This is a genomic window from Nitratidesulfovibrio sp. 1201_IL3209, from assembly GCF_036763125.1.
Taxonomy (GTDB): Bacteria; Desulfobacterota; Desulfovibrionia; order Desulfovibrionales; family Desulfovibrionaceae; genus Cupidesulfovibrio.
The window spans coordinates 117,665-142,908 of record NZ_JBAIYT010000003.1 but is presented as its reverse complement, the minus strand read 5'-3'; the positions used below and the strand labels follow the sequence as shown (position 1 = coordinate 142,908).

Annotated in this window: 18 protein-coding genes; 16 read left to right on the top strand and 2 right to left on the bottom strand. The window is 67.7% G+C overall.

Annotated elements, in window-relative coordinates; translation table 11 throughout:
* Window positions 1–153: 153 nt before the first annotated feature.
* The gene (locus V6B97_RS03390) at window positions 154–1,440 is read right to left on the bottom strand and encodes an adenylosuccinate synthase (RefSeq protein ID WP_333505084.1); all 1,287 of its coding nucleotides are present in this window, start codon (window positions 1,438–1,440) and stop codon (window positions 154–156) included.
* Between the two features lie 381 nt (window positions 1,441–1,821).
* On the opposite strand from V6B97_RS03390, the gene V6B97_RS03385 reads away from it, so the two are divergent.
* Entirely contained in the window at window positions 1,822–3,528 is a 1,707-nt protein-coding gene (locus V6B97_RS03385) for a transglycosylase SLT domain-containing protein (RefSeq protein WP_333505083.1), read from the top strand.
* Here V6B97_RS03385 and V6B97_RS03380 read toward each other — a convergent pair.
* Window positions 3,448–3,813 carry a hypothetical protein gene (locus V6B97_RS03380; protein ID WP_333505082.1) on the bottom strand — a complete coding sequence of 122 codons (366 nt, stop codon included), beginning with the start codon at window positions 3,811–3,813 and terminating at the stop codon, window positions 3,448–3,450. The two genes, V6B97_RS03385 and V6B97_RS03380, sit on opposite strands and share 81 nt — an antisense overlap.
* Before the next feature lie 389 nt (window positions 3,814–4,202).
* Here V6B97_RS03380 and V6B97_RS03375 point away from each other — a divergent pair, with 389 nt between their 5' ends.
* The 15 genes from V6B97_RS03375 to V6B97_RS03305 all read left to right on the top strand — a co-directional run bounded on the left by V6B97_RS03375 (window position 4,203) and on the right by V6B97_RS03305 (window position 25,206).
* On the top strand, window positions 4,203–5,495 hold the full coding sequence (locus tag V6B97_RS03375; protein ID WP_333505081.1) for an IMP cyclohydrolase: 1,293 nt from the start codon (window positions 4,203–4,205) through the stop codon (window positions 5,493–5,495).
* A gap of 448 nt (window positions 5,496–5,943) precedes the next feature.
* Window positions 5,944–8,151 (top strand): ribonuclease catalytic domain-containing protein, encoded by a 2,208-nt coding sequence (locus V6B97_RS03370; protein WP_333505080.1) that lies wholly within the window; start codon window positions 5,944–5,946, stop codon window positions 8,149–8,151.
* Between the two features lie 114 nt (window positions 8,152–8,265).
* On the top strand, window positions 8,266–8,979 hold the full coding sequence (gene plsY / locus V6B97_RS03365; protein ID WP_333505079.1) for a glycerol-3-phosphate 1-O-acyltransferase PlsY: 714 nt from the start codon (window positions 8,266–8,268) through the stop codon (window positions 8,977–8,979).
* A 193-nt stretch (window positions 8,980–9,172) separates the two neighbouring features.
* A complete protein-coding gene (gene thrC / locus V6B97_RS03360) occupies window positions 9,173–10,591 on the top strand; it encodes a threonine synthase (protein WP_333505127.1) in 1,419 nt (472 codons plus the stop codon).
* Between the two features lie 417 nt (window positions 10,592–11,008).
* The gene (gene hpsG / locus V6B97_RS03355) at window positions 11,009–13,480 is read left to right on the top strand and encodes a (2S)-3-sulfopropanediol dehydratase (protein WP_333505078.1); all 2,472 of its coding nucleotides are present in this window, start codon (window positions 11,009–11,011) and stop codon (window positions 13,478–13,480) included.
* 254 nt (window positions 13,481–13,734) lie between these two features.
* Window positions 13,735–14,637, top strand: a complete 903-nt coding sequence (gene hpsH, locus V6B97_RS03350) for a (2S)-3-sulfopropanediol dehydratase activating enzyme (RefSeq protein ID WP_333505077.1) — start codon at window positions 13,735–13,737, stop codon at window positions 14,635–14,637.
* Between the two features lie 919 nt (window positions 14,638–15,556).
* Window positions 15,557–16,369, top strand: a complete 813-nt coding sequence (locus tag V6B97_RS03345; protein ID WP_333505076.1) for an SDR family NAD(P)-dependent oxidoreductase — start codon at window positions 15,557–15,559, stop codon at window positions 16,367–16,369.
* 128 nt (window positions 16,370–16,497) lie between these two features.
* The gene (locus V6B97_RS03340; RefSeq protein ID WP_333505075.1) at window positions 16,498–17,529 is read left to right on the top strand and encodes an ABC transporter substrate-binding protein; all 1,032 of its coding nucleotides are present in this window, start codon (window positions 16,498–16,500) and stop codon (window positions 17,527–17,529) included.
* A 171-nt stretch (window positions 17,530–17,700) separates the two neighbouring features.
* The gene (locus V6B97_RS03335; RefSeq protein ID WP_333505074.1) at window positions 17,701–18,540 is read left to right on the top strand and encodes an ABC transporter permease; all 840 of its coding nucleotides are present in this window, start codon (window positions 17,701–17,703) and stop codon (window positions 18,538–18,540) included.
* Window positions 18,537–19,319 (top strand): ABC transporter permease, encoded by a 783-nt coding sequence (locus V6B97_RS03330; RefSeq protein WP_333505073.1) that lies wholly within the window; start codon window positions 18,537–18,539, stop codon window positions 19,317–19,319. The genes V6B97_RS03335 and V6B97_RS03330 overlap by 4 nt, the downstream gene beginning before the upstream one ends.
* Entirely contained in the window at window positions 19,316–20,083 is a 768-nt protein-coding gene (locus V6B97_RS03325) for an ABC transporter ATP-binding protein (RefSeq protein ID WP_333505072.1), read from the top strand. The genes V6B97_RS03330 and V6B97_RS03325 overlap by 4 nt, the downstream gene beginning before the upstream one ends.
* Window positions 20,084–20,093: 10 nt before the next feature.
* Complete coding sequence (locus V6B97_RS03320) at window positions 20,094–20,867, top strand: ABC transporter ATP-binding protein (RefSeq protein ID WP_333505071.1); 774 nt, start codon at window positions 20,094–20,096, stop codon at window positions 20,865–20,867.
* A gap of 205 nt (window positions 20,868–21,072) precedes the next feature.
* Window positions 21,073–21,933 (top strand): NAD(P)-dependent oxidoreductase, encoded by an 861-nt coding sequence (locus V6B97_RS03315; RefSeq protein WP_333505070.1) that lies wholly within the window; start codon window positions 21,073–21,075, stop codon window positions 21,931–21,933.
* Window positions 21,934–22,019: 86 nt separating this feature from the next.
* Window positions 22,020–23,474: an NAD-dependent succinate-semialdehyde dehydrogenase gene (locus V6B97_RS03310; protein WP_333505069.1), complete on the top strand. Its 1,455-nt coding sequence runs from the start codon at window positions 22,020–22,022 to the stop codon at window positions 23,472–23,474.
* A 355-nt stretch (window positions 23,475–23,829) separates the two neighbouring features.
* Window positions 23,830–25,206: a sigma-54 interaction domain-containing protein gene (locus tag V6B97_RS03305; protein ID WP_333505068.1), complete on the top strand. Its 1,377-nt coding sequence runs from the start codon at window positions 23,830–23,832 to the stop codon at window positions 25,204–25,206.
* The last annotated feature ends 38 nt before the right edge of the window (window positions 25,207–25,244 follow it).

Genomic DNA, 25,244 nt, shown 5'->3' with positions numbered 1-25,244 from the left:
GGAGGCTCCGGGCCATGCTACCCGAAGGCGCGGGGGGCCGTCCATGCTTGTGCGAGGGGCCGTTCCGGAGGCGCTTCGGGGGCGCTTCGGGGCAGGCCATGCAAAAGGGGCGGCACGCGCCGCCCCTTCGGATGGATATTCCGCCGCCGGGACCTACCAGCCCCGGCTGATGGTCTGGTCGCGCTCCGGCCCCACGGACACCAGGCTCACGCGCACGCCGGTCAACGCCTCGATGCGGGCGATGTAGGCGCGGGTGACCTCGGGCAGGCTTTCCCAGGTGGTGCAGCCGGTGATGTCCTCGTCCCAGCCGGGCATGGTCTCGTACACCGGGGTGACGTGGGCCATGCCGTTCTGTTCCTGCGGGGCCACGGTGATGGTGGAGCCCTGGTATTCGTAGGCGGTGCATATCTTCAGTTCCTTGAGGCCCGACAGCACGTCCAGCTTGGTCAGGGCGATGTCGGTGGGGCCGTTCAGGCGCACGGCCTCGCGCAGCACCACCGCGTCCAGCCAGCCGCAGCGGCGCTTGCGGCCGGTGGTGGCGCCGAATTCATGCCCCTTCTGTTGCAGGTAGTCGCCCGCGTCGTTCAATTGTTCGGTGGGGAAGGGCCCGGCGCCCACGCGGGTGGTGTACGCCTTGACGATGGCCACGATGCGGTCGAGCCGGGTGGGCGCGACGCCGCTGCCCGCCGACGCGTTGCCCGACACCGTGTTGGACGAGGTGACGAACGGGTAGGTGCCGTGATCGATGTCCAGGTGGGTGCCCTGGGCGCCCTCGAACATCACGTGCTGCCCCGCCGCCCAGGCGGCCTCGATCTCCGCGGTGACGTCGGCCAGGTGGGGCACCACGCGCGGGGCCACGGCCATGATCTCGTCGAACACCGCGTCCACGGTCATGGGCTCGCCGCCGTACAGACCGGCCAGCAGGGCGTTCTTTTCCAGCAGCGCGGCCTCGATCTTGGCGCGCAGCAATTCGGGCATGGCAAGGTCGGCGGCGCGGATGCCGATGCGCGACATCTTGTCCTCGTAGCAGGGGCCGATGCCCCGGCCGGTGGTGCCGATCTTGGACTCGTTGGACTTGTGGCGCTCGCGGGCCATGTCCAGCGCCTTGTGGTAGGGCATGATCACGTGGGTCTTGCGGCTGATCATCAGCCGCGCCGGGGAAACGTCCACGTCCTGGCCGCGCAGGGTTTCCACCTCGCGGCAGAACACCGCGGGGTCGAGCACCACGCCGTTGCCGATGAGGCATTTCTTGCCCGGATGCAGGATGCCCGAGGGAATGAGGTGCAGGATGTACTGCCTGTCGCCCACCAGCACGGTGTGCCCGGCGTTGTTGCCGCCCTGGAAGCGCACGATCACGTCGCACTTGCGGGTCAGCAGATCGACGATCTTGCCCTTGCCCTCATCGCCCCACTGGGCGCCCATCACGACCACGTTTGACATTTCCCACTCCTTGTGACATTGAGTGCCACCCTGCGGCTCCGGCTCTTGCCGAAGGCGCGCAGAAAAGGCATCATGTCTTATCCCGTGACTTCCCGGAAGTCAACGGAACTGCTGCCGATCCGACCCCGGCGGCAAAAATCGTCCGCACGCGGACGTGCCGGAACCCCTCCGGCGGGCCAAGGCCCCCCGGAAAAACGGCGCCCCCGCGCCGCTCCGCGCCACGCCGCACAACCCACGGCCCGACGGCCACCCCCGCGCACGGAAGCAGGCCCGCCGCAGGCGAACGCCCCTTCCGCCCCCCGACCGCACAGGCCGCCCGCGCACCCGGCCACCCGCTCTCCTCCGCCTCGCCGTTCTCCACCCGTCGGCCCAGCGTACCGCATGCACAATCCTATCTTCACCACCAGGGAACGCTTCGCGCTGTTCGGCCTCGGCATTGCCCAGGCGTTCCTGCTGCTGCTCATCCTGCTGCCCGCGCCGCACGATTCCGACGTGCTGCGCGTGGCCGCCCCCGCCCGCGAACGGGTGCTGACGCGCCTTTCGCCCTACGGCCCCGGCTTCGAACAGGAACTGCTGACCGCCTTCTGCGACCGCTACGGCTACGAGCTGCGCTGGGTGAAGGCCGACGACCGCGACGAGGCCCTGCGCCTGGTGGCCGACGGCTACGCCGACGTGGCCGTGGGCTTCGGCGCCGCGCCAGATGACGGCGACGGCATGAACGGAGGGCTTTCCGGCTTCACCGCGTTCGACGCCCGGCCCGGCGACGGCGATGAGGCATCCGGCGCTGCCGCCACATCTCCGGCCGAAACGGATTCCGCGCCCGGCGTCTCGCTGGCCGCGCTGCTGGCCCGGCTGGCCACCGGCGCGGACCAGACCCCGCTCACCGACCTGGTGGCGGGCCCGGCCTACGACCATGCCCGCCCGGTGCTGGTGCGCTGGTCGGAACCGGACCTGCCCGAACCCGTCAACGCGGTGCTGCGCGATACCGGCTCCGGCGGCGCCACGGCGGACGGCCAGCCCGGCGTCAGCCTGCGCTCGGCCCTGCTGCTGACCGCCTGGGAATCGTCCGCCGGTCCCGCCGTGCCGGGGCTGCTGTCGCCATCCGGCGGCCCGTCCACGCTGTCCGCAGCCGTGGCCGCCGAGGCTTCGGCCACCACCCGGACCGCCACCCAGCCCGCCCCCGACGCCACCCGCCACGCGCTGGTGGACGGCGATTCGTGGCGGCTGTGGCAGCCCTTCATGGCGGAACCCACGGCGGGCCGGGCCACGGGCAAGCCGTTGTCCTACCACTGGTACTGGCGCGGCGACGACGCCCCCCTGGCCACCCGGCTGACCGAATTCTGGCGGATGCGCACCGCCCCGGCGGATACCCTGCTGGACGACCTGACCGAGCGCTACTTCGGCTTTCTGCCCGAATCGCTGGGCGTGCCGGAAGACGGCGAATATGCAGGGCCAGTCGACATCTTCGACCTGATGGACCTGATGACCGTGGTGGCCGAAAAGCTGCCCGCCCACGCCCCCACCATCAGCCGCGCCGCCGCCCAGAGCAACATCGACCCGCTGCTGCTGTCCGCCGTGATCTTCCAGGAATCGCGCTTCGATGCGTCCGCCCGCAGCAAGACCGGGGTGCGCGGCATCATGCAGCTTACCCAGAACACGGCCCTGCTGCTGAAAGTCAACCGCATGAACCCCAGCCAGTCCATCCGGGGCGGGGCGCGCTACCTGCGCATGCTGTGGGACAGCCTGGACGACCTGGACCTGCAACCGTGGGACCGCTGGTTCTTCACCCTGGCCGCCTTCAACCAGGGGCCGGGACACCTGCGCGACGCCATCCGCCTGGACCAGCAACTGGGCGGCTCCGGCCGCACCTGGCGCGAACTGAAGGAAACCTTCCCCAAACTGGCGCGGCCCCGCTACCACGCCCTCACCCGGTACGGGTACTGTCGTGGCTACGAGGCCGTGGCGTTCGTGGAAAGCGTGCGCTACTACTATTACATACTCAACGGGCTAGTCGTCCTCTCGCGGCCGGAAGCTGAGCACCTTGCGCCGCTTCTGGACGCCGTTCCCGTCCGCTGGCCCGCCGTCTAGGGCGGGGCCGTCCTTTTCGGCCACCGGCTCCAGGCTGAAGGCCATGCGGGGCGGAACCCCCACGGGCTCGCCCTCGGGCCGGGCCGCCGCGGCCCAGTGGTGGTTGAACAGCTGGTTCTTCCAGCGCACCGCCTGGATCAGGCTGAGCACCAGCGCGGCCTCTTCCCACCGCTTGGTGGGTTCGAAGCGGTCCACCACGGTGGCGTAGCGGTCCCACAGCGACATCAGCGACGCCTCGTCGTAGGCGTTCAGTTGCTGTGCCAGCTTTTGCAGCATGCGCTCCATGCGGTCGTCGCTCCTTCATGCGGGGTGGGTGCGGGGCGGCCGGAACGCCGACCGGAACGTCGACCGGAACGTCGAAACATCCGCGCCGGTGCGCGGGCCGCGCCGTGCCCCGCAGGCTACGCCAATCCGGATGCCGGTTCAAATGGAAATTGCCCGCCCTTGCGGGCTGTGCTAGCATTCCCGCTGTCGCAGCCCGGAAGGCGACCGCGCCCCGCCCCGTGGCGGGGCGTTGCGCATGCCGCGCCGTTTCCGCCCCCGATAACGCCCTTTCCGCCCGGCCTCGCCGCCGGGCGCAGGCCCGCCGTACCCGGCACGCCGCACCCGGCCGCCCCGCGCGCACCGGATGCGCCCCGCGTGGCCGGGCCGCGCCGCCCTTGCCGGAGCCCGTCATGACTTCGCCGAAGCCCGCCAGCCTCAAGGACATGTACCGCACCCTGCAGGACGATCCGTTTCCGGATTCCCTCACCCTGACGCTGGGCGACACCACCCTGACCTACCGCAAGCGCACCTGGACCATCGACGGTGAACGCAAGGGCCTGCGCTACGGCGAAAACCCCGACCAGCCCGCCGCCCTGTACGAACTGGCCGAAGGCGGCCTGACCCTTGGCGGCGTGGCCTTCCGCGCGGCCGGGCAGGGCCTGGTCTCGGCCATCGCCGAGGAACACATGGTCCAGGCGGGCAAGCACCCCGGCAAGACCAACCTGACCGACGTGGACAACGGGGTGAACATCCTGCAATACCTCGCCGCGCGGCCCGCCGCCGTGATCCTGAAGCACAACAACCCGTGCGGGGCCGCCTGGTCCGATGCTGGCGTGGCCGACGCGCTGGACAAGGCCTACCAGTGCGACAGGATCGCCGCCTTCGGCGGGGCCGTGGTGGTCAACCGACCGCTGGACCGCGCCGCGGGCGAACTCATCGCCGCCAACTACTTCGAGGTGGTGGCCGCGCCCGACTTCGAACCCGGCGTGCTGGAACTGCTGCAGACCCGCAAGAACCTGCGCATATTGCGCATGCCCGGCCTCGCCAAACTCGAACATTTCGCCGACGCGCCGTTCCTGGACATCAAGAGCCTGACCGACGGCGGCATGGTCATCCAGCATTCGTTCCGCAACCGCATCCGCACCGTGGCCGACTTCCTGCCCGCCGAGGCCACCAGCAAGGACGGCGTCACCGTCACCGCCCGCGCCCCCTCGAAGCAGGAGGCCGACGACCTGCTGTTCGCCTGGGCCGTGGAGTCGGGCGTCACGTCCAACTCGGTGATCTTCGCCAAGGGCGGCGCCACCGTGGCCATCGGCACCGGCGAACAGGACCGGGTGGGCTGCGTGGAACTGGCCATCCACAAGGCCTACACCAAGTACGCCGACTCGCTGGCCTTCGCCGCGCACAACTGCTCGCTGTACGAACTGAAGCAGAAGGCCGCGCACGACCCGGCCCTGGCCGACTCGCTGGCCGCCATCGAACGCCGCACCCAGGACGAACGCGGCGGCCTGCCCGGCACCGTGCTGGTCTCCGACGGGTTCTTCCCCTTCCGCGACGGCGTGGACGTGGCCCTGGCCCAGGGCGTCGCCGCCATCGCCCAGCCCGGCGGCTCGATGCGCGACCACGAAGTGATCATGGCCGTGAACGAGGCTTCGCCGCAGGTCGCCATGGTTTTTACGGGGCAGCGGTCGTTCAAGCATTAGGGCGTGCCCGCAACGTGTTCTTTCGCCCTCTGGCGTCGAATACGAAAAGACTTCCTTATACCCCGCAGCGGTCTTCCGCTGCGGGTGGCTGGTGCGGGGGCGATGCAAGGAATTACGAGTTTTGCCCGCCGGACAAGGCGAATCTAGGTTTTTGAGCGCAGATCGGCAGCCGTTAGGCGAGCGCAACGCGCGAACCTTACGGATGGCGAAAGCAGCGCTGTACTCTTGTACGTGAGCATCAAAAATCTTGATTCAACGCAGTCCGGCGCCAAAAGGCGGCAGCCGTTAGGCGAGCTTGCGAGCCTTACGGATGGCGTCCGCAAAGCGCGAATTCCGCCCGCAGCGCCACCGCGCTGACATGGCGCACCGCGCTAAACCACGCGGCACCACCACCCCAACCCTCATCCAGCCCAACGGCAGGCTTCACCCACCAAACCAAGCGGGAAACATGGCGGCACCATCCGGCATCGTGCGCTACCCCGGCCCGGGGTGCATCGTGGAATTCATGCAGGGCAACCGCCCGGTAACGGCCTGGGTGCTCGAAGAACAGGCGGGCAAGCTGCGCCTGCTGCTGGCCAACCGCCGCGAAACCAAGCTCGCCACCAACCGCCTGCTGCCCTGGTCCGGCCCGGTCTACTCCGGCGACTACGGCCGCCAGCAGATCATCGACCTGCTGGAACTGCACCGCCAGCGCCGCGACGACCGCGAAACCACCCTCGACCCGCTGGACCTCTGGACCCTGGCCCAGGGCGAGGTGGACCGCGCCTCGCTGGAATGGTTCGCGGAACTGCTGTGGGAAGCCCCCGAAGTGGACGACCTGGCCGCCCTGGGCCGCGCCATGCTGGCCTGCAAGACCCACTTCAAGTTCCAGCCGCCCGACTTCGAGGTCTACACCGCCGAAAAGGTGGACGCCCGCATGGCCGAGCAGGAGGCCACCCGCCAGCGCGAAGCCCTGGTGGCCGCCGGGCACGAGTTCGTACGCATCCTGTGGGACGTGCACTCGCGCCGCCGCACCCTGCCGCCGGAAACCTCGCCGGAACGCCCCGCCCCGGACATCGCCGAACAACTGGCCGCGCTGGTCATGACCCGCCTGGCCGACCCGGACGACCACGACTCCGAGGCGGTCTGGAAGCAGGTGACCAAGGGCCTGCCCGACGACCCGCACCTGGCCCTGCACCTGGCGAAAACCTGGGGCCTGGTGCCCGAACACCACAATTTCTGGATGGACCGCGCGGGCTACGACCCCGGCAACGGCTGGGCCAGCCGCCACGAGGGCGACATCGCCGCCCTGCGCGCGGCCGTGCAATCCGCCCGGCGCGAACCGCTGGACACCCCGTTCATCTCCATAGACTCGGCCACCACCCGCGACATCGACGACGCCTTCCACATCGAACCGCGCGGCGACGGGGGCTTCCGGCTGTGGCTGGCCCTGGCCTGCCCGGCCCTGGCCTGGCCCTACGGCAGCGAACTGGACAAGGCGGTGCTGCGCCGCGCCACCAGCATCTACCTGCCGGAAGCCACCCACCACATGCTGCCCGAAGAACTGGGCACCGGCTTCTTCAGCCTGCTGGCCGGGCAGGACCGGCCCGCGCTGGTGCTGGCCATGGAAGTCGGCCCGGACGGCGAACTGCAATCCTGCGTGCCCGGCGGCGCATGGGTGAACCTTGCCGCCAACCTGACCTACGAGGATTGCGAAGCCTGCCTGACCGCCATGACTCCCGCCGAATCGGCCCCGCCCCCCGGCGACGACCTGATGGCGGCCATGCTGGCGGGCGACCCCGACGCGCGGGACGCGGCGGACGACGCCACCGCCGCGCCCGCCCCCCTGCCGGACAACGCGGCCGCGCCCCACGCGGACAGGCTGGCCGTGGCCGACAGGCTGGCCCGCGCGCTGCAAGCCCACCGCATCGGGCGCGGGGCGGTGATCATCGAACGCGACGATCCCAAGGTGACCTTGTCCGGCGAGGGCGCGGCCACCATGGTGGACATCGCGGACCAGCCCGCCACGCCGCGCAGCCAGTCCATCGTGGCCGAGATGATGATCCTCGCCAACGCCGGGGTGGCCCGCTGGGCCGGGGAAAACCGCGTGGCCCTGCTGCACCGCACCCAGGACGTGGGCATCCCCCGCGAATACGCCGGGGTGTGGCGCGCCCCGCACGAGGTGGCGCGGGTGGTCAAGGCCCTGGCCTCGTCGCTGCTGGAAACCTCGCCCCGACCCCACGCGGGCATCGGGGTGCCCGCGTACAGCCCGGTCACCTCGCCGCTGCGCCGCTACCCCGACCTGATCAACGAAACCCAGGTGCTGCACGCCCTGGCCACCGGGCAGGGCCGCTGGACCCGCGACGAACTGGACGCCATGCTGCCCCTGCTGAACGCCCGGCTGGACGCGGCCGGGCAGGTGCAGCGCTTCCGCCCGCGCTACTGGAAGCTGCTGCACTTTCGCCAGAAGGGCGACAAGACGTGGTGGCACGCCGTGGTCACGGAAGAGAACGACGCCTTCGTCACCGTCAGCCTGCCGCGCGAACAGCTGTTCCTGCGCGGGCGGCGCGCCACCTTCGGCGACAAGGTGAACCCCGGCCAGCACTTCCGGGTGCGGGTGGGCAAGATCCACCCCCTGAACAACGAAATCCAGATACTGGACGCGGAAGAAGAGTGACGGCATTGTGAGTCCGGCGGACGCAGCCTCCCGGCAGGGACGGCGCGCCCGCGACCACGGTGGCCGCCACCGCGACATTCCACCCACCCAGCCCCCGCAGGAGGCACGATCATGATGGGTAACCTGCTTTGGATCGCCATCGCCTACGTCATGGGCTCCATTCCCTTCGGGCTGGTGTTCGCCCGCACCTTCTGCGGGGTGGACCCGCGCACCGGCGGCAGCCGCAACGTGGGGGCCACCAACGTGGCCCGGCTGTGCGGCGCCAAGTGGGGCGTGGCCACCCTGGTCTGCGACGCGCTGAAGGGTGCGCTGCCCGTGGCCATCGCCCTGTCGTTCAGCGATTCCACGTTTTTCCACAGCCTGACGGCGCTGGCCGCCCTGCTGGGCCACCTGCATTCCTGCTTCCTGGGCTTCAAGGGGGGCAAGGCGGTGGCCACCACGGTGGGCGTGTTCATTCCGCTGGCCTTCTGGCAACTGGTGCTGGCGGGCATCGCCTGCCTGCTGGTCATCTGGCGCTCGGGCTTCGTCTCGCTGGGCTCGCTGACCCTGGTCACGGCCCTGCCCGTGTTCCTGCTGATCTACGGCAAGTGGAAGCTGCTGCCGCTGGCGCTGGTGGTCATGGCCCTGGTGTACTGGAGCCACCGCGAGAACATCGGACGGCTGGCGCGCGGCGAGGAAAAGCCCTGGCAGAAGAAGCACCACGACGCGGCGGGCAGTGGCTGCACGGCTGACGATGCCGCCGCCCCGGCCGCTGAGACAGACGGGCAGGCCCCCTGCGGGTGCGGCTGCGCCGCGCACGGCGAACCCGGCGCCACGCCGGACAAGTAGTTTTCCGGGCGTCCGGTTCCGCACTGCCCGCCGCACGGAGGCCCCGTGACCGGGGCGGGCTGGCCGACGCCACAACGCAATCGCATCACGAGATAGCCAAGGAACCAAGGAGACCGGTCCCATGTCCTGCCCCATGCCCAGCCCCATGCCCTGTCCCGCACCCGGCCACGACTTTCCGTCCGCGCGCACGCGGATGGAGTACGTCTGCCTCGGCTGCGGAGAGCGCCGCGGCATCGACGAACTGCTGTACACCTGCCCCGGTTGCGGCGGGGTGTACCTGCTCGAAGACCTCGATTTCGACAGGCTGGCGGCCCTGCGCACCGGACCTGAATGGCGCGCCCTGTTCGACGCCCGCGCCGCCACCCGCACCACCGCCCTGCGCGGCATCTTCCGCTTCTACGAGTTGATGGCCCCGGTGCTGGAAGAAGAGGACATCGTGTACCTGGGCGAGGGCAACACCCCCATCGTGGAGGCGGCCCCCGCCCTGCGCGACGGAGTGGGCGTCCCCTTCGCCTTCAAGAACGACGGGCAGAACCCCAGCGCATCGTTCAAGGACCGGGGCATGGCCTGCGCGTTCAGCTACCTGAAGGCGCTGGTGCGCAAGCACGGCTGGGACGAGGTGCTCACCGTGTGCGCCTCCACCGGCGACACCTCGGCCGCCGCCGCGCTGTACGCCTCGTACGTGGGCGGGCCGGTGAAGTCGGTGGTGCTGCTGCCCCACGGCAAGGTCACCCCGCAGCAGCTTTCGCAGCCGCTGGGCAGCGGGGCCACGGTGCTGGAGATTCCCGGCGTGTTCGACGACTGCATGAAGGTGGTCGAGCACCTGGCCGAAAACTACCGGGTGGCCCTGCTGAACTCCAAGAACAGCTGGCGCATCCTGGGCCAGGAATCCTACGCCTTCGAGGTGGCCCAGTGGTACGGCTGGGACATGAAGGGCCAGTGCGTGTTCGTGCCCATCGGCAATGCGGGCAACGTCACGGCCATCATGGCGGGCTTCCTGAAACTGCTGCGCCTAGGCGTCATCGACGCCCTGCCCAGGGTCATCGGCGTGCAGTCGCACCATGCCGACCCGGTGTGGCGCTACTACAGCCAGACGGACCCGGCCAAGCGCACCTACACCCCCGTCACCGTGCAGCCCAGCGTGGCCCAGGCCGCCATGATCGGCAACCCGGTGTCCTTCCCGCGCGTGAAGGCGCTGGCGGACAGGTTCATCGCCAAGGGCGGCGAGCGCGCCTTCTGCGTGGTGCAGGTGACCGAGCAGGAGATCATGGACGCCATGATCCGGGGCAACCGCCACGGGCACATCGCCTGCACCCAGGGCGGCGAATGCCTGGCCGGGCTGATCAAGGCCCGGGAACTGGGCCTGGTCTCGCCCGACGAGCACGCCGTGCTCGACGCCACGGCGCACAGCCTGAAGTTCGCGGGCTTTCAGGACATGTACTTCACCAACAGTTTCCCGCCCGAGTACGGCGTGACCCCGGACCCCGCCCTGTCCAACGCGCCCGCGCTGGTGGTCAGCCCCGAGGACAAGGCGCGCCTGTCGCCCGAGGCGTACACCCTGGCCGCCGCCGAGGCCGTGGTGGCCCGGCTGGGCCTGGCAAGGAAGGGCTGACGCAGGCACGCGGGGCTCCGCGCCCCGCAGGTTTCCGACACATCCGCGAATACGGCGCGGCGCACGGAAGAACTCCGTGCGCCGCGTTTTTCATGCATGTCCCCCGCCGTCTCCGGCGGTGTGCCGCCGGGCAAGGCCCGCAGCCGGCGGCGCATTTTTGCGACGCCACCGCCTTGTGTCATTATGCACAATCACATTCATCATCATGAAATACAACGCGAATATTTCCATAAGTCGCATTTCTGCAACGTTCCGTCTGGTGGCCCCGGCTCGCCGCGCGGTCATGAAAAAATTCCAATACGCCGGATTAACTTTCTTTCCACAGGTGGCACGCTCGATGCTTAGGCCATCGCAGTTCATGCATGTGCCGTGCATTCGCAGCCAACCTCACACGGGCCATGCCCCGGGAGACTCCTGATGACCACCTGCTGCCTGTCCCCCCAGGAAGTGCGCCTGCAGAACCCGGAACCGGACAGGACCGGGCGCGAGCGCGTCTACTCCATTCTCGAAACCTTCCAGTACCAGGTTCCGTTCATCGACGTGGAGCGCGCCCGCTACTTCACCGAGTCCATGCGCGCCACCGAGGGCCAGTTGCTGGCCCTGCGCTGGGCCAAGGCCCTGAAGAACTGCGCCGAGAAGATGACCGTGTACATCACTCCCGGCCAACTCATCGCGGGCCGGGCCGGGCAGTTCGGCCGCTACGGCATCCTGTACCCGGAAATCGACGGCGACTTCTACGGCGTGGTCATGCGCGACCTGCCGAACCGCGCCAAGAGCCCGTTCCGCATCTCCGACGCGGACATCGCCATCATCCTCGACGAAATCGCCCCCTACTGGGAAGGCAGGACCTACCACGAGCATCTCAACGGCGCCCTGCCCGAAGAGTTGCGCAACGTCACCTACACCGACGCCTCTGGCCTGAAGTCCAAGTTCGTGGTCAGCGAAACCTCGTCCTACCGTTCCGCCCTGCAATGGGTGCACGACTACGAAAAGGTGCTCTCGCGCGGCATGCTGGACATCAAGGCCGAAATGCTGGCCCGCATGGCGCGGCTGGACCCGGACAGCCCCATCGACAACCGGGAGAGGAAGCCCTTCCTGGAAGCCATGGTCATCGTGTGCGACGCCTTCATGATCTGGGCCGGGCGCCACGCCGGCCTCGCCCGCGCGCAGGCCGCCGCCGAAAGGAACCCCGCGCGCAAGCGGGAACTGCTGCTCCTTGCCGCCATCTGCGAGCACGTGCCCGCCCATCCCGCGCGCACCTTTCACGAGGCCGTGCAATCGCAATGGTTCGTGCAGATGTTCTCGCGCATCGAGCAGAAATCCAGCGCCATCATCTCCAACGGGCGCATGGACCAGTACTTCCACCCCTACTACGCGAAAGACCTTGCCGAGGGCCGCATCACCGAAGAAGACGCCATGGAGCTTCTGGAGTGCATGTGGGTGGAGATGGCCCAGTTCATCGACCTGTACATCAACCCCACCGGCAACGAATTCAACGAAGGCTACGCCCACTGGGAGGCCGTGACCATCGGCGGCCAGACCCCGGACGGCCACGACGCCACCAACGACCTGACCTACCTGTTCCTGCGTTCCAAGCGCGAATTCCCGCTGAACTACCCGGACCTGGCCGCCCGCATCCACTCCCGCTCGCCGGAACGCTTCCTGTACGAGGTGGCCGAAACCATCAAGGACGGCTCCGGCTTCCCCAAGCTGATCAACGACGAGGAAGTGATTCCGCTGTACGTGGCCAAGGGCGCGCCCTTCCGCGACGCCCTAGACTACGCCGTGTCGGGCTGCACCGAGGCGCGCATGCCCAACCGCGACACCTACACCTCCGGCTGCGTGTACATCAACTTCGCCACGGCCATGGAAATGACCATGCACAACGGGCGGATGCTGAAATACGGGCAGGACGACCTGATCGGCCCGGAAACCGGCGACCCCGCCACCTTCGCCACCTGGGAGCAGTTCTGGGAAGCCTACAAGGCCCAGCACATGAACCTGCTGTCCAAGGCCTTCACCCAGCAGTACGTGGTGGACTGCCTGCGGCCGCTGCACTTCGCCTCGCCCTTCGCCTCGGTGCTGCACGACCTGTGCGTGGAGGACTGCAAGGACCTGCAATCGCCGAAGATCGCGGGCGGCGTGGACTTCTCGTACTTCGAATTCCTAGGCTACGGCACGGTGGTGGATTCGCTGGCGGCGGTGAAGAAGCTGGTCTTCGAGGAAAAGAAGGTGGCCATGGCCGACCTGGTGGCCGCGCTGCGGAACGACTTCGAAGGCTACGAACCCCTGCGCGCCCTGATGCAGTCGGCCCCCTGCTACGGCAACAACCTGCCCTACGCCGACGCCATCGCCAGGGACGTGGACCGCATGACCCAGGTCTTCGCGGAAACGTACTCCAAGGTGCGCGGCATCAACTGCGACGTGCGCTACGTGCCCATCACCTCGCACGTGCCCTTCGGCAAGGTGGTCAGCGCCACGCCCAACGGGCGCAAGGCGTGGACGGCCCTGTCCGACGGCTCGTCCGCCTCGCACGGCGCGGACCGCAACGGCCCCACGGCGGTGCTGCTGTCCAACTACAACTCCAAGAACGGAGACCTGAAGAACCGCGCCTCGCGCCTGCTGAACATCAAGCTGTCGCCCCGCTGCGTGGCCGGTGAAACGGGCACCCGCAAGCTCGTGGACATGATCCGCAGTTGGTGCGACCTCAAGCTGTGGCACTTGCAGTTCAACATCATCAACAGGGAAACCCTGCTCAAGGCCAAGGCGAACCCCGACAGGTACCGGGGCCTGCTGGTGCGCATCGCCGGGTACAGTTCGTACTTCTGCGACCTGTCGCCCGACCTTCAGGACGACGTCATCAACCGCACCGAGCACGACGCCATCTAGGGGCTGTTTCCAAATCAGGATTTTCGTTCGCTGGCGAGGAAAACGAGCCTGCCATGAAGGAGTGCGGCAGCCGTTAGGCGAGCTTGCGAGCCTTACGGATGGCGACCGCAGCGCGTACTCTTCTGGTATTTGACTGAAATGGCAGGTGAAGTTTGACGAAGCCAGCGGACGAAAGGACAATTTAGAAACAGCCCCTAGCCATTCGCACGCACGGGCCTTCCCCCCTTTCACGCCGCCGCAGAAAGAGGCACCTCATGCAGGACAAGGAACAGGCAGGCATCGTCTTCAACGTGCAGAAGTATTCCCTGCACGACGGCGCGGGCATCCGCACCATGGTCTTCCTGAAGGGGTGCCCGTTGCGCTGCGCCTGGTGCAGCAACCCGGAGTCGCAGCGGCCGCAGCCGGAACGCGCGTTCAACCGCTACAAGTGCCTTTCCCCGGCCGTGTGCGGCTACTGCATTCCCGCCTGCCCCCGAAGCTGCATCTTCGACATCGAGGGGTTGCTGGCCATCGACCATGCCGGATGTTCGGGGTGCCTGCTCTGCGCGCGGGCCTGCCCCACCGGGGCCATGACCGTCTACGGCGCGACGCGCACGGTGGCCGAGGTGCTGGACCTGGTGGAACAGGACGCGGTGTTCTATGCCCGGTCCGGCGGCGGCATGACCCTGTCCGGCGGCGAGGCCATGCAGCAGCCGGACTTCGCCGTGGCGCTGCTGCGCGAGGCGCGGCGCAGGCACGTCAACACGGTGCTGGAAACCTGCGGCCACTGCGACGGCGACGCGCTGGAGGAAGCCTGCCGCCACCTGGACTCGCTGCTCTTCGACATCAAGCACCTGTCCACGGACACGCACAAGGAGGGCACCGGCGTGGGCAACGAGCGCATCCTGGAAAACTTCCTGCGCGTGTGCGCCGCGTTTCCCAGCCTGCCCATCATCGTCCGCACCCCGGTCATCCCCGGTTTCAACGACACCGAGGCCGACATCCGGGCCATCGCCCGGTTCCTGCCCAAGCGCGCCAACCTGGTGCACGAACTGCTGCCCTACCACCGCATGGGCCAGGCCAAGTACGAATTCCTGGGCCGGGCCTTTCCCATGGGCGGCGCGCAACTGGCGGACGGCACCCTGAACCGGTTGCGGAGCGTGGCCCTGGCCCGCTGAGTCCGGAGCCGCCCGGCCGTTCCCCTCCGCCCTGGCCCGCGCTCCGCCCCCAGTCTTGCAGTCCCGCAATCCAGCCCCCTTCCGTGCCCGCATCCCCTCCGGCATCCCTTTCGGGATGCCTTTTTCCGCGCCGTTCGTACGGAACAGTGCAAATCGGCACAACCGGCCACCCGTGGCGGCGCATTTCTGCAACGCCAATCGCGGCATGGCGCGATATCCTTGCGATATATAATGTCAATTTGTACATTCCAAATGGCGTTGTTTTTTTGCATCATATATAAGACATAAAAATCCCGCTGTGGTTGGCTCTTTTGTGGCATTCTTCTTGTTCTCTTTTTCGCATGGTTAGCACTCTATCAAGAATAGATTTCATTATTGCTTATACCTCGGAATCCGGCCAGGCCCGAACCCGGACCCGAAACTCCACGGCACGGCGCGGGCACCCCGTGCACAGCGGAAAAATAAAACATGTAATTCAAGAATATTATGCCCGCAGGACACTCCAAAAAAGAGTGACCATTCAATCAAATTATTCGTTCGCCCAATCATTCACAAACGGCACCATTCTTGCTCTTTTCTCACTGCGCACTGCCTGTACGTTTTCCATTGCAGCAGTCATGGTATTCCCGACATGCCGAGAACAACTGGTTGGTCATACAAGCCAACATGCATGTAACGGTGCGAGACACGGAGTCTTCATGACGGAAAGTGCCTGCCGTTCCCATTACGCAACATCCATGGTATGTCGCGGCATGCCGCAGGATGCCCGCATGTACGGACATGATGCGGCGTCACGCCATACGGGCGATGCATGTTTCACGGCGCATGCGGATGGCATTGGCGGAAACGGCATGCCCCGCGCCATGCGGCCTCACACCGGCTCCTGCACTCCATGGCGCCTCCCGCCGGGAGGCACACCATGACCCCTCCCGGCCGCCCCCTCGCCCCCGCATCGTCCCCCGTACCTGAAATGTTCGGCCTCACCGGCAGGACCGCGCTGGTCACCGGCGGCAATTCCGGCCTGGGCGAAGCCATGGCCACCGCGCTGGGTCTTGCCGGGGCGCGCGTGCTGCTGCTGGCCCGCCGCCGGCCCGAACTGGAAGAGGCTGCGGCCCGGCTGGCCGCCCTCGGCATCGAAGCCCTGACCCTTTCCGCCGACCTCGCCGACCTCGCCGACCCCGCCGCCATCGCCGCCGCCGCGGCGCAGGCCCGCCACCTGCTGGGCCGGGTGGACATCCTGGTCAACGCGGCGGGCGTCAACCTGCGCCAGCCCTTCGAGGAAATCACCCCCGAAACCTGGCGGCGTCAGATCGACCTGCACCTTTCCGCGCCGTTCTTCCTGGTCCAGGCGCTGGCCCCCGGCATGCGCGAGCGCGGCTGGGGCCGCATCATCAACATAGCGTCCCTGCAATCCTACCGGGCCATGCCCCACAGCGCGCCCTACGGCGCGGCCAAGGGCGGCATCGTGCAGCTTACCCGCGCCATGGCCCAGGCGTGGGGACCGTACGGCATCACCTGCAACGCCATCGGCCCCGGTTTCTTCCCCACCGCGCTCACCGCGCCGGTGTTCGACGACCCGGACGCCGTGGCCCGCCATGCGGCCCAGACCTGCCTTGGCCGCAACGGCCGCATGGAGGACCTGCACGGCCTGGCCATATTCCTCGCAAGCAACGCATCATCGTACGTCACCGGACAAACGATCATGCTCGATGGTGGTTTCACGGCGAAATGACAGCGTTTTCCTGTGTCAAACGGCTCCGTTCCCGGCTTCAGTGACACTTTCACGGAACAGCAACAGCGAGGTCGCACATGAAAAAACGTCCAGCCATTCTCCTTGCCCTTCTTCTTGCCGGCGCATTCATGGTCGCCGCCTTCTCCCCCCTGGCCGCGCACGCGGCCGACAAGCCCGAGATCCGCACCAGCGCGCAGCCCTGCCTGCACGGCATGCCGCTGTGGTACGCGGAAAAGGCCGGCTGGCTCGCCAGCGCCCCGTTCACCAACACCTTCATGCTCTTCGCCTCGGGCGCTCCCCAGGTGGAGGCGCTGGCCGCGGACCAGTGGGACGTGGGAGCCATGGGCGCGCTGCCGACCATGATGGCCAGCATGCGCTACGGCTACAAGTTCATCGGCATTTCCAACGATGAATCGGAAACCAACGACCTGTGGGTGCGCCCCGATTCGCCGCTGCTGAAGAACAAGGGCGCCAACCCCAAGTACCCCGACGTCTACGGCAGCCCCGACGACTGGAAGGGCAAGAAGGTGCTGGCCACCACCGTGTCCACCGGCCACTACGCCCTCACCGCCACCCTCGCCGCGCTGGGCCTGAAGGACACCGACGTCTCGCTGGTGCACATGGAGCAGGGCCAGGCCGTCACCGCGTTCAATGCGGGCGAGGGCGACGTGATCCAGTTGTGGGCTCCGTTCAGCTACATCGCAGAGGCCAAGGGCTGGAAAAAGGTCTCCTCGGGCCAGAAGGCCGGGGTGGTCATCCTGGGCGGCATCGGCGTGCGCAAGGATTTCGCCGAAAAGTTCCCCGACCTCGTGGTGGACTGGCTGGACGTGTACATGCGCGGCATCGAGATGATGAAGAACGAGCCCGGCAAGAGCGTGGACCCGCTGCTGAACTACTTCACCGGGTACTGCGGCCTGGAACTGACCCGCGACCAGGTGGAGAAGGAATTCAAGTACCGCCCCCTGTACGACGTGAACGAACAGGTGCGCCTGCTTGAAGACCCGGCCAAGACCGCCGCGTGGATGGACGGCGTGGCCAAGTTCATGCTCACCCAGGGCCGCATCACCGCCAAGGAATACGACCGCTACGTCAAGAGCAACTACGGGATCGACCCGTCGTTCATGAAGAAGCTGGCCGAACGCCGCGCCGCGGCGAAGTAGCGACGCAACCTCCTCCGTCCTCCGGCGCATGCCGCCGGAGGACGGTTCCGGTTCCGGAGGACGGTTCCGCCGGATAACAGTTTCGGAGGACGACGCGACGCCCCGAGCGACAGGTCCCGCCCGGCATGGAGCCCTGTCGCCCCCCTTCCCGCCGTGTGACAGGAGTCTAGCATGCAGACACGCACAGACGACGCACCGAGCCCCGTATCGCTGGAGGTGGAAAAGACCGGCTACCTGGCCGCCGCCGCCCGTGAACACTGGATATCCGTCGTCAGCCTGATCCTTTTCCTGATCATCTGGGAACTGATCTGCCGGTTCGAGATCGTCGGACCCTACCAGTTGGTTCCCCCGTCCGAGATCCTCGGCGTCTTCGTGGGCAAGCTGTCCGAGCCCAATCCCGACGGCGCGCTGTTGCAGCAGCACGCCTGGGCCAGCCTGTCGCTGGCGCTGGCCGGGTTCGGGGCCGCCGTGTGCATCGGCGTGCCGCTGGGGCTGCTGATGGGCTGGTACAAGCCGGTCAACCTGCTGGTGCGCCCGCTGTTCGACGCGGTGCGCCCCATACCCCCCATCGCCTGGATACCCATCGCCATCCTGTGGCTGGGCATCGGCATCCACGCCAAGGCGTTCATCATCTTTCTGGCGGCGTTCGTGCCCTGCGTCATCAACTCGTACACGGGCATCCGCCTGACCAACCCGGTGCTGATCCGCGTCGCCCGGATCTACGGCGCCTCCAATTTCGAAACCTTCCGCAAGATCGGCGTGCCCTCGGCCATCCCCATGGTGTTCACGGGCATCAAGCTGTCGCTCAACGCCGCGTGGACCACCCTGGTGGCGGCCGAACTGCTGGCCGCCTCGCAGGGGCTTGGCTACATGATCCAGCTCGGCCGCAGGCTGGCCCGCCCGGACATCATCATCGTGGGCATGCTGGCCATCGGCCTGCTGGGCGCGCTGATGTCGTGGGGGCTGACCAGGATCGAGGCCCGCTTCGCATCCTCCCGGAGGCTCTCATGATCGGTCGACTCGGCAAGCGGCTGATGCCCGCCGCGCTCACCACCGGATCGCTGCTGGCCTTCGTGGTGTTCTGGCAGGTGGTCTCGCTGTACACCAACCCCGACTTCCTCCCCTCTCCCGGCCGCGTCTGGGACGAGGCCGTGCGCCTGTTCCACACCCCCGTGGGCGGCAAGGACATCCTGGCCCACGTGGGCTACAGCCTCAGGCGCGTGCTCACCGCCTACCTGTGGGCCATCGTGCTGGGGCTGCCGCTGGGCCTGTGCATGGGCTGGAACCGGACGTGCGAGAAGATCGTCTCGCCCATCTTCGAACTGCTGCGGCCCATCCCGCCCATCGCGTGGATACCCATCGCCATCCTGTGGCTGGGCGTGGCCGAAGGCTCCAAGGTGTTCATCTGTTTCGTGGGTTCCTTCGTCATCCTGGTGCTGAACTCGTACACCGGCATGCGCTACGTGGACCCGCTGCTCATCGACGCGGCCCGCTCGTTCGGGGCCTCGCGCCGGCAGCAGTTCTTCAACGTGGCCGTGCCCGCCTGCCTGCCCTCCATCTTCGCCGGGTTGCAGAACGCGCTGTCCATGGCCTGGATGTGCGTGCTGGCGGCGGAACTGGTGGGCGCGCGCGAGGGCGTGGGGTTCATCATCATCCAGGGCATGGACCTGAACCGGCCGCCCATGATCCTCGTGGGCATGATCCTGATCGGCATCGTGGGGTCGCTGCTGGCGGCCTCGCTGCGCTGGGCGGAACGGGCGCTGTGCCCCTGGCGGAGGGAACTGGTATGACGGAACAGACTGCCAAGATCGAATGCCGCGACCTGTCCAAGGCATTTCACGTGCCGGGGCAGGACCAGCGGCTGCTGGTTCTCGACCGCGTGTCCCTGACGGTGCGCGAGAACGAATTCCTGGTCGTCCTGGGGCCGGGCCAGTGCGGCAAGACCGTGCTGCTCAACTGCATCGCCGGGCTCATCGAGCCCTCCGCCGGGCAGGTGCTGCTGGACGGCACGCCGGTCACCCGGCCGGGACCGGACCGGGCCATGGTCTTCCAGCGCTACGCCCTGATGCCGTGGAAGACCGTGGAGCACAACGTGGCCTTCGGCCTGGCCGTGCGCGGCGTGTCCGCGAAGGAACGGCTGGAGATCGCCCACCGCTACATCGACCTGGTGGGGCTGAAGGGCTTCGAGAAGGCCTACCCGGAACAGCTTTCCGGCGGCATGAAGCAGCGCGTGGGCATCGCCCGCGCCTACGCCAACGCCCCGGACATCCTGCTCATGGACGAGCCCTTCGGCGCGCTGGACGCCCAGACCCGCTACGCCATGGAGCAGGACCTGCGCTCCATCTGGGAAAAGGACAAGCGCACGGTCATCTTCGTCACCAACAACATCGAAGAGGCCATCTACCTGGGGGACAGGATACTGGTCATGTCCGTGCTGCCCGGCAGGGTCAAGGCGGAATACGCCATCGACATCCCCTCGCCGCGCAACTACACCGACCCTGCTTTTCTCACCTACAGAAAGCAGATCTCCAACGCCACGGACCTTTCCCTATAGGAGACATGTCATGGAGACTGCCGCCAACCATCCCTACGCCGAACACCGCAAGATCAAGGTGCAGGTGGAAAACCTCACCAAGTGCTACGGCGACCTGCTGGTGCTCGATAAGATCAACTTCGAGATCTACCAGGGGGAACTGCTGTGCATCGTGGGGCCCACGGGCTGCGGAAAGACCACGTTCCTGAACTGTCTTTCGCAGTTCATTCCCATGACCGAAGGGTCCATCCTGGTGGACGGCGTGCCCGCATCGCCGGAAATCCACAACATCGCCTTCGTGTTCCAGGAGGTTTCCGCCATCCCCTGGCTGACGGTGGAGGACAACATCCGCTTCGGCCTGCGCATCAAGCGCCTGCCGGAAGCCGAAATAGAGCAGCGCACCGAACGCATGCTCGACATCGTGGGCCTGCGCAAATACCGCACCTACTACCCGCAGCAGCTTTCCGCCAGCATGGAGCAGCGCGTGGTCATCGCGCGCAACTTCGCCATCAACCCGGACCTCTTGCTGATGGACGAGCCCTACGGCCAGCTGGACGTGAAGCTGCGCTACTACCTGGAGGACGAGCTGATCCGCATCTGGAAGGAACTGGGCAGCACCGTGGCCTTCATCACCCACAACATCGAAGAGGCCATCTACCTCGCGGAGCGTATCCTGATCCTGTCGCCCAAGCCCTCGACCATCAAGGAAGAGGTCATCGTGGACCTGCCCCGCCCCCGCCAGTACGACGACCCCGAGTTCGTCCGGCTGCGCGAGTACGTGACCGAACGCATCAAGTGGTGGTAGGCCGCCCGTCCGTCCCCCCATCCCTCCATCCGACGGGCGGGTGGACGGCGGCCCGCCATCGTTTCCAGTCCATAGCGGCTCTTTTCGCCCGTGCCGTCCCCCGGCCCCTTTTGGCCCACTTGGCCCCGATCCGGGGAACGCCACGGACGCAACGTCAAACCGGGCCCGCGCACCGCGTGGGCACTACCCGCCAAGGAGAAACGTCATGCATATCGGATTCGTCGGCGCAGGACTCATGGGAGGAGGGCTGGCCCGCAACCTCATCCGGGCCGGAAAGGACGTGCTGGTCTACGACCTGAGCGCCGAAGCCGTGGCCCGTGCCGTCGGCGCCGGCCCCACGGGCCGCGCCGCAACCGACCTGGCCGACCTGGCCGGTTGCGACCTCGTGTTCACCAGCCTGCCCCTGCCCGCCCACGTGGAAGGGGTGATGCTGGGCGAAAACGGCCTGCTGCAACGCCTGAAGCCCGGCGCCATCCACGTGGAACTGAGCACCATCGACCCGCAGACCTCGGCCAGACTGGAGGCCGCCGCCAAGGCCAGGGGCTGCGCCTTCCTGCAATGCACCCTGGGCAAGACGCCCGCCCATGCGGAAAAGGCCGAGGAGCCCATGTTCGTCGGCGGCGACCGGGCCGTGTTCGACAGCCTGGCCGAGATCTGGCCCATCATCGGCAGCCAGGCCTACTACATGGGCGGCGTGGCGGCCTCGTGCGCGGTCAAGCTGATCAGCAACATGGTGGGCATGACCAACCTTGCCGTGCTGGCCGAGGGCCTGCGCATCGGCGAAAAGGCCGGCATCGAGCGCGGCGCGCTCATCGCGCTGTTGCAGGACACCGGGGCGCGCAGCTTCCAGATGGACGTGCGCGGCCCGTGGATCGCCGCCGACGACTACGCCAACCGCTTCGGCCTGGACCTCGCCCTGAAGGACGTGCGGCTGGGTTGCGAGATGGCCGCCGCCTGGGACATGAAGATCCCGGCCATGTCCGCCGCGCTGGAAACCTTCCGGCGCGCCAGCGCCGCCGGGCTCGGCCGCGAGGACTGCAACGCCGTGTACAAGGTGACCGAATAACCACGGACCCCACGGACTGGGGCCGCGACGCCCCCCTTCCGTCCCGCACCGGCCTCCGAAGCATCCGGAACCTGAAAGGAGCGAACATGTTGAGCAATCCCGAATTGATGCGTCAGGCATGCTACATCGACGGCGCGTGGGTCGGGGCCGACAACGGCGCCACCCTTCCCGTGCACAACCCCGCCAACGACGCCCTGCTGGGCGCCGTGCCCGCGTGCGGCAAGGCGGAAACCGCCCGCGCCATCGCCGCCGCCGCCCGCGCCTGGCCCGCATGGCGCGCCATGACCGCGTTGCAGCGCGCGGACATCATGCTGCGCTGGCGCGACCTGATCATGCAGAACCAGGAAGACCTGGCCAAACTGATGACCCTGGAACAGGGCAAGCCCCTGCCCGAGGCGCGCGGCGAAATCGGCTTCGCGTGCAGCTTCCTGCGCTGGTTCGCCGAGGAAGCCCGCCGCATGTACGGCGACGTGGTGCCCGCGCCGTGGCCGGGCAAGCGCATCCTGGTCACCCGCGAGCCGGTGGGGGTGGTGGGCATCATCACCCCGTGGAACTTCCCCACGGCCATGATCGGCCGCAAGGTGGGCGCGGCCTTTGCCGCCGGGTGCCCGGTGATCATCAAGCCCGCCAGCCAGACCCCCTATTCCGCCCTGGCCCTGGCCGGGCTGGCCGAGCAGGCGGGCGTGCCCAAGGGCGTGTTCAACGTGCTGACCGGCTCGGCCCGCGAGATCGGCGGCGAACTGACCTCCAACCCCGCCGTGCGCAAGGTGAGCTTCACCGGCTCCACCGAAGTGGGCAAGGAACTGATCCGCCAGTGCGCCTCCACGGTGAAGAAGGTGTCCATGGAGCTTGGCGGCAACGCGCCGTTCCTCATCTTCGACGACGCGGACATCGACCTCGCCATCACTGGGGCCATGGCCAGCAAGTACCGCAACACCGGCCAGACCTGCATCTGCGCGAACCGCTTCTACGTGCAGGAAGGCGTGTACGACCTGTTCGTGCAGAAGCTGGCCGCGGCCGTTTCCGGCCTGAAGGTGGGCAGCGGCCTGGACGAGGGCGTGACCCAGGGCCCGCTCATCGACGGCAAGGCGCTGGCCAAGGTGGAATCGCAGGTCAAGGACGCCCTGGCCAAGGGCGGCACGCTGGTCTGCGGCGGTCACCGGCACAGCCTGGGCGGCAATTTCTTCGAGCCCACGGTCATCGCCGGGGCCACCCCGGCCATGGCCTTCGCCAAGGAGGAAACCTTCGGCCCGCTGGCCCCGGTGTTCCGCTTCACAACCGAGGCCGAGGCCATCGCCATGGCCAACGACACGGAATTCGGCCTGGCCGCCTACGCCTACACCCGCGACCTGGGCGCCGCCTTCCGCGTGTCCGAGGCGCTGGAATACGGCCTGGTGGGCATCAACGAAAGCCTCATCTCCACCTGCGAGGCCCCCTTCGGCGGCGTGAAGGAAAGCGGCATGGGCCGCGAAGGTTCGCGCCACGGCCTCGATGACTACACGGTGATCAAGTACACTTGCATGGGCGGTCTTGGCGGCTAGACAGCCCCGTGGCGGCGGGGGCCGCAACGCCGGGATGGCGGCCCCGCGCCGAATGGCACCCACGGCCCAGCCGTCATGTGATCCGTCGGCCGGGCATGCGAAGCGACGCGCATGCCCGGCCCCTTTCCGACCCTGTTACGGCCCCTTTACGGCAAAACCCGCAGCCGGAAGGACACCCGTGGGGCGGGCGCGCCCCGCATGTCGGCCCGTGCAGGGCGCGCCCGCCTTTCCTTCACCCCGGCCTTGCCCTATACCAGTCCCATGGCGAAGCGGAACCGCCGTCCCCGGACTCCCGGCCGCGCCCCTTTCGGCCCTCGGGCGGAAGGGCGGCCGATCCCTTCGCCAAGGGAGCGACATGCTTTCGGAATACCTCGACCAGTTGCTGGACACCTTCAAGGACGCCATCTGCATCACCGACCGCGCGGGGACCATCGTGTACCTCAACCGGCGGCACAGCGAACTGACCGGCATCCCCAGGGAAGACCTGCTCGGCAAGTCCGCCATCGAAATGATGCGCCACGGCGTGTTCGACGTGGTGCTCAACCCCGAGATCGTCAAGACCCGCCAGGGCACCACCTCGATCCAGAACATCTCCACCGGCCGCAAGCTGTTCCTCGACGGCAGCCCCATCCTCGACCGTGACGGCGAGGTGGTCTACGTGGTCACCTTCATGCGCGACGTGACCACCCTGATGGAACTGAAGCGCGAACTGGCCTCGCAGAAGGAACTGCTGGACGCCTTCCAGAGCCTGAGCAGCGCAAGCCCCGAACGCACCGAGAACTACCCGGTGATGCTGCACAGCTCGGTCATGCGCAGGATCTGCGAACAGCTGGAAGGCATCGCGGAAACCGACGCCACGGTGCTGCTGCTGGGCGACACGGGCACGGGCAAGGACGTGCTGGCCCGCCGCCTGCACGCCGCCAGCCCGCGCGCGGGCAAGCCGTTCATCAAGGCCGACTGCGCCAGCATTCCCGCCAACCTCATCGAGACGGAACTGTTCGGCTACACGCCGGGCACCTTTTCCGGCGGCAACCGGCACGGCAAGATGGGCCTCGTCGAGGCCGCCGCCGGGGGCACCCTGTTCCTCGACGAGATCGGCGAACTGCCCATGCCCATGCAGTCGCGCCTGCTGCGCCTGTTGCAGGACCGCGAGGTGATGCGCGTGGGCTCCACCACCTCCGCCCGGGTGGACGTGCGCATCGTGGCCGCCACCAACAAGGATCTGGAGAAGGAGGTGCGCGAGGGGCGCTTCCGCAGCGACCTGTACTATCGCCTGAAGGTGGCGGTGATCCGCATTCCCCCGCTGCGCCAGCGCAAGGCCGACATCGTGCCCCTGGCGCAGGGCTTCCTGAAGTTCTACTGCGCCAAGTACCGCCGCCGTCTCACCCTGTCGGCGGAGGCGGAGGACGCCCTGCGCGAGCACCACTGGCCCGGCAACGTGCGCGAACTGGAAAACCTGATCCAGGGCCTTGTGGTCACCTGCCAGCGCACCGCCATCGAACCGCGCGACCTGCCCTTCGTCCGCCCCGCGCCGCCCAAGGCCAGCCCTTGCCCCGACACGGCAACCGGCGTGGACATCGAGGGCCGCAACTTCAAGGACATCATGCGCGAACTGGAAGGCCGCGTGCTGCGCCAGGCCCTGGCCCGCTACGGCACCATCGCCGAGGTGGCCAAGCAGTTCGGCGTGGACCGCAGCACCATTTTCCGCAAGATGAAGGGCGGAGACGAGTAGTCACGCGGGCGGCAAGCCCGGCCCCATCGCCGCACCGG

What these genes read in the sequence shown, in the direction of transcription:
- V6B97_RS03315 (WP_333505070.1), top strand. Translation starts at nt 21,073, where the DNA reads ATGCATATCGGATTCGTCGGCGCAGGACTCATGGGAGGAGGGCTGGCC.
- hpsG (WP_333505078.1), top strand. Translation starts at nt 11,009, where the DNA reads ATGACCACCTGCTGCCTGTCCCCCCAGGAAGTGCGCCTGCAGAACCCG.
- V6B97_RS03305 (WP_333505068.1), top strand. Translation starts at nt 23,830, where the DNA reads ATGCTTTCGGAATACCTCGACCAGTTGCTGGACACCTTCAAGGACGCC.
- V6B97_RS03375 (WP_333505081.1), top strand. Translation starts at nt 4,203, where the DNA reads ATGACTTCGCCGAAGCCCGCCAGCCTCAAGGACATGTACCGCACCCTG.
- thrC (WP_333505127.1), top strand. Translation starts at nt 9,173, where the DNA reads ATGGAGTACGTCTGCCTCGGCTGCGGAGAGCGCCGCGGCATCGACGAA.
- V6B97_RS03330 (WP_333505073.1), top strand. Translation starts at nt 18,537, where the DNA reads ATGATCGGTCGACTCGGCAAGCGGCTGATGCCCGCCGCGCTCACCACC.
- plsY (WP_333505079.1), top strand. Translation starts at nt 8,266, where the DNA reads ATGGGTAACCTGCTTTGGATCGCCATCGCCTACGTCATGGGCTCCATT.
- V6B97_RS03340 (WP_333505075.1), top strand. Translation starts at nt 16,498, where the DNA reads ATGGTCGCCGCCTTCTCCCCCCTGGCCGCGCACGCGGCCGACAAGCCC.
- V6B97_RS03320 (WP_333505071.1), top strand. Translation starts at nt 20,094, where the DNA reads ATGGAGACTGCCGCCAACCATCCCTACGCCGAACACCGCAAGATCAAG.
- V6B97_RS03385 (WP_333505083.1), top strand. Translation starts at nt 1,822, where the DNA reads ATGCACAATCCTATCTTCACCACCAGGGAACGCTTCGCGCTGTTCGGC.
- V6B97_RS03335 (WP_333505074.1), top strand. Translation starts at nt 17,701, where the DNA reads ATGCAGACACGCACAGACGACGCACCGAGCCCCGTATCGCTGGAGGTG.
- V6B97_RS03325 (WP_333505072.1), top strand. Translation starts at nt 19,316, where the DNA reads ATGACGGAACAGACTGCCAAGATCGAATGCCGCGACCTGTCCAAGGCA.
- V6B97_RS03380 (WP_333505082.1), bottom strand. Translation starts at nt 3,813, where the DNA reads ATGGAGCGCATGCTGCAAAAGCTGGCACAGCAACTGAACGCCTACGAC.
- V6B97_RS03390 (WP_333505084.1), bottom strand. Translation starts at nt 1,440, where the DNA reads ATGTCAAACGTGGTCGTGATGGGCGCCCAGTGGGGCGATGAGGGCAAG.
- V6B97_RS03310 (WP_333505069.1), top strand. Translation starts at nt 22,020, where the DNA reads ATGTTGAGCAATCCCGAATTGATGCGTCAGGCATGCTACATCGACGGC.
- V6B97_RS03345 (WP_333505076.1), top strand. Translation starts at nt 15,557, where the DNA reads ATGACCCCTCCCGGCCGCCCCCTCGCCCCCGCATCGTCCCCCGTACCT.
- V6B97_RS03370 (WP_333505080.1), top strand. Translation starts at nt 5,944, where the DNA reads ATGGCGGCACCATCCGGCATCGTGCGCTACCCCGGCCCGGGGTGCATC.
- hpsH (WP_333505077.1), top strand. Translation starts at nt 13,735, where the DNA reads ATGCAGGACAAGGAACAGGCAGGCATCGTCTTCAACGTGCAGAAGTAT.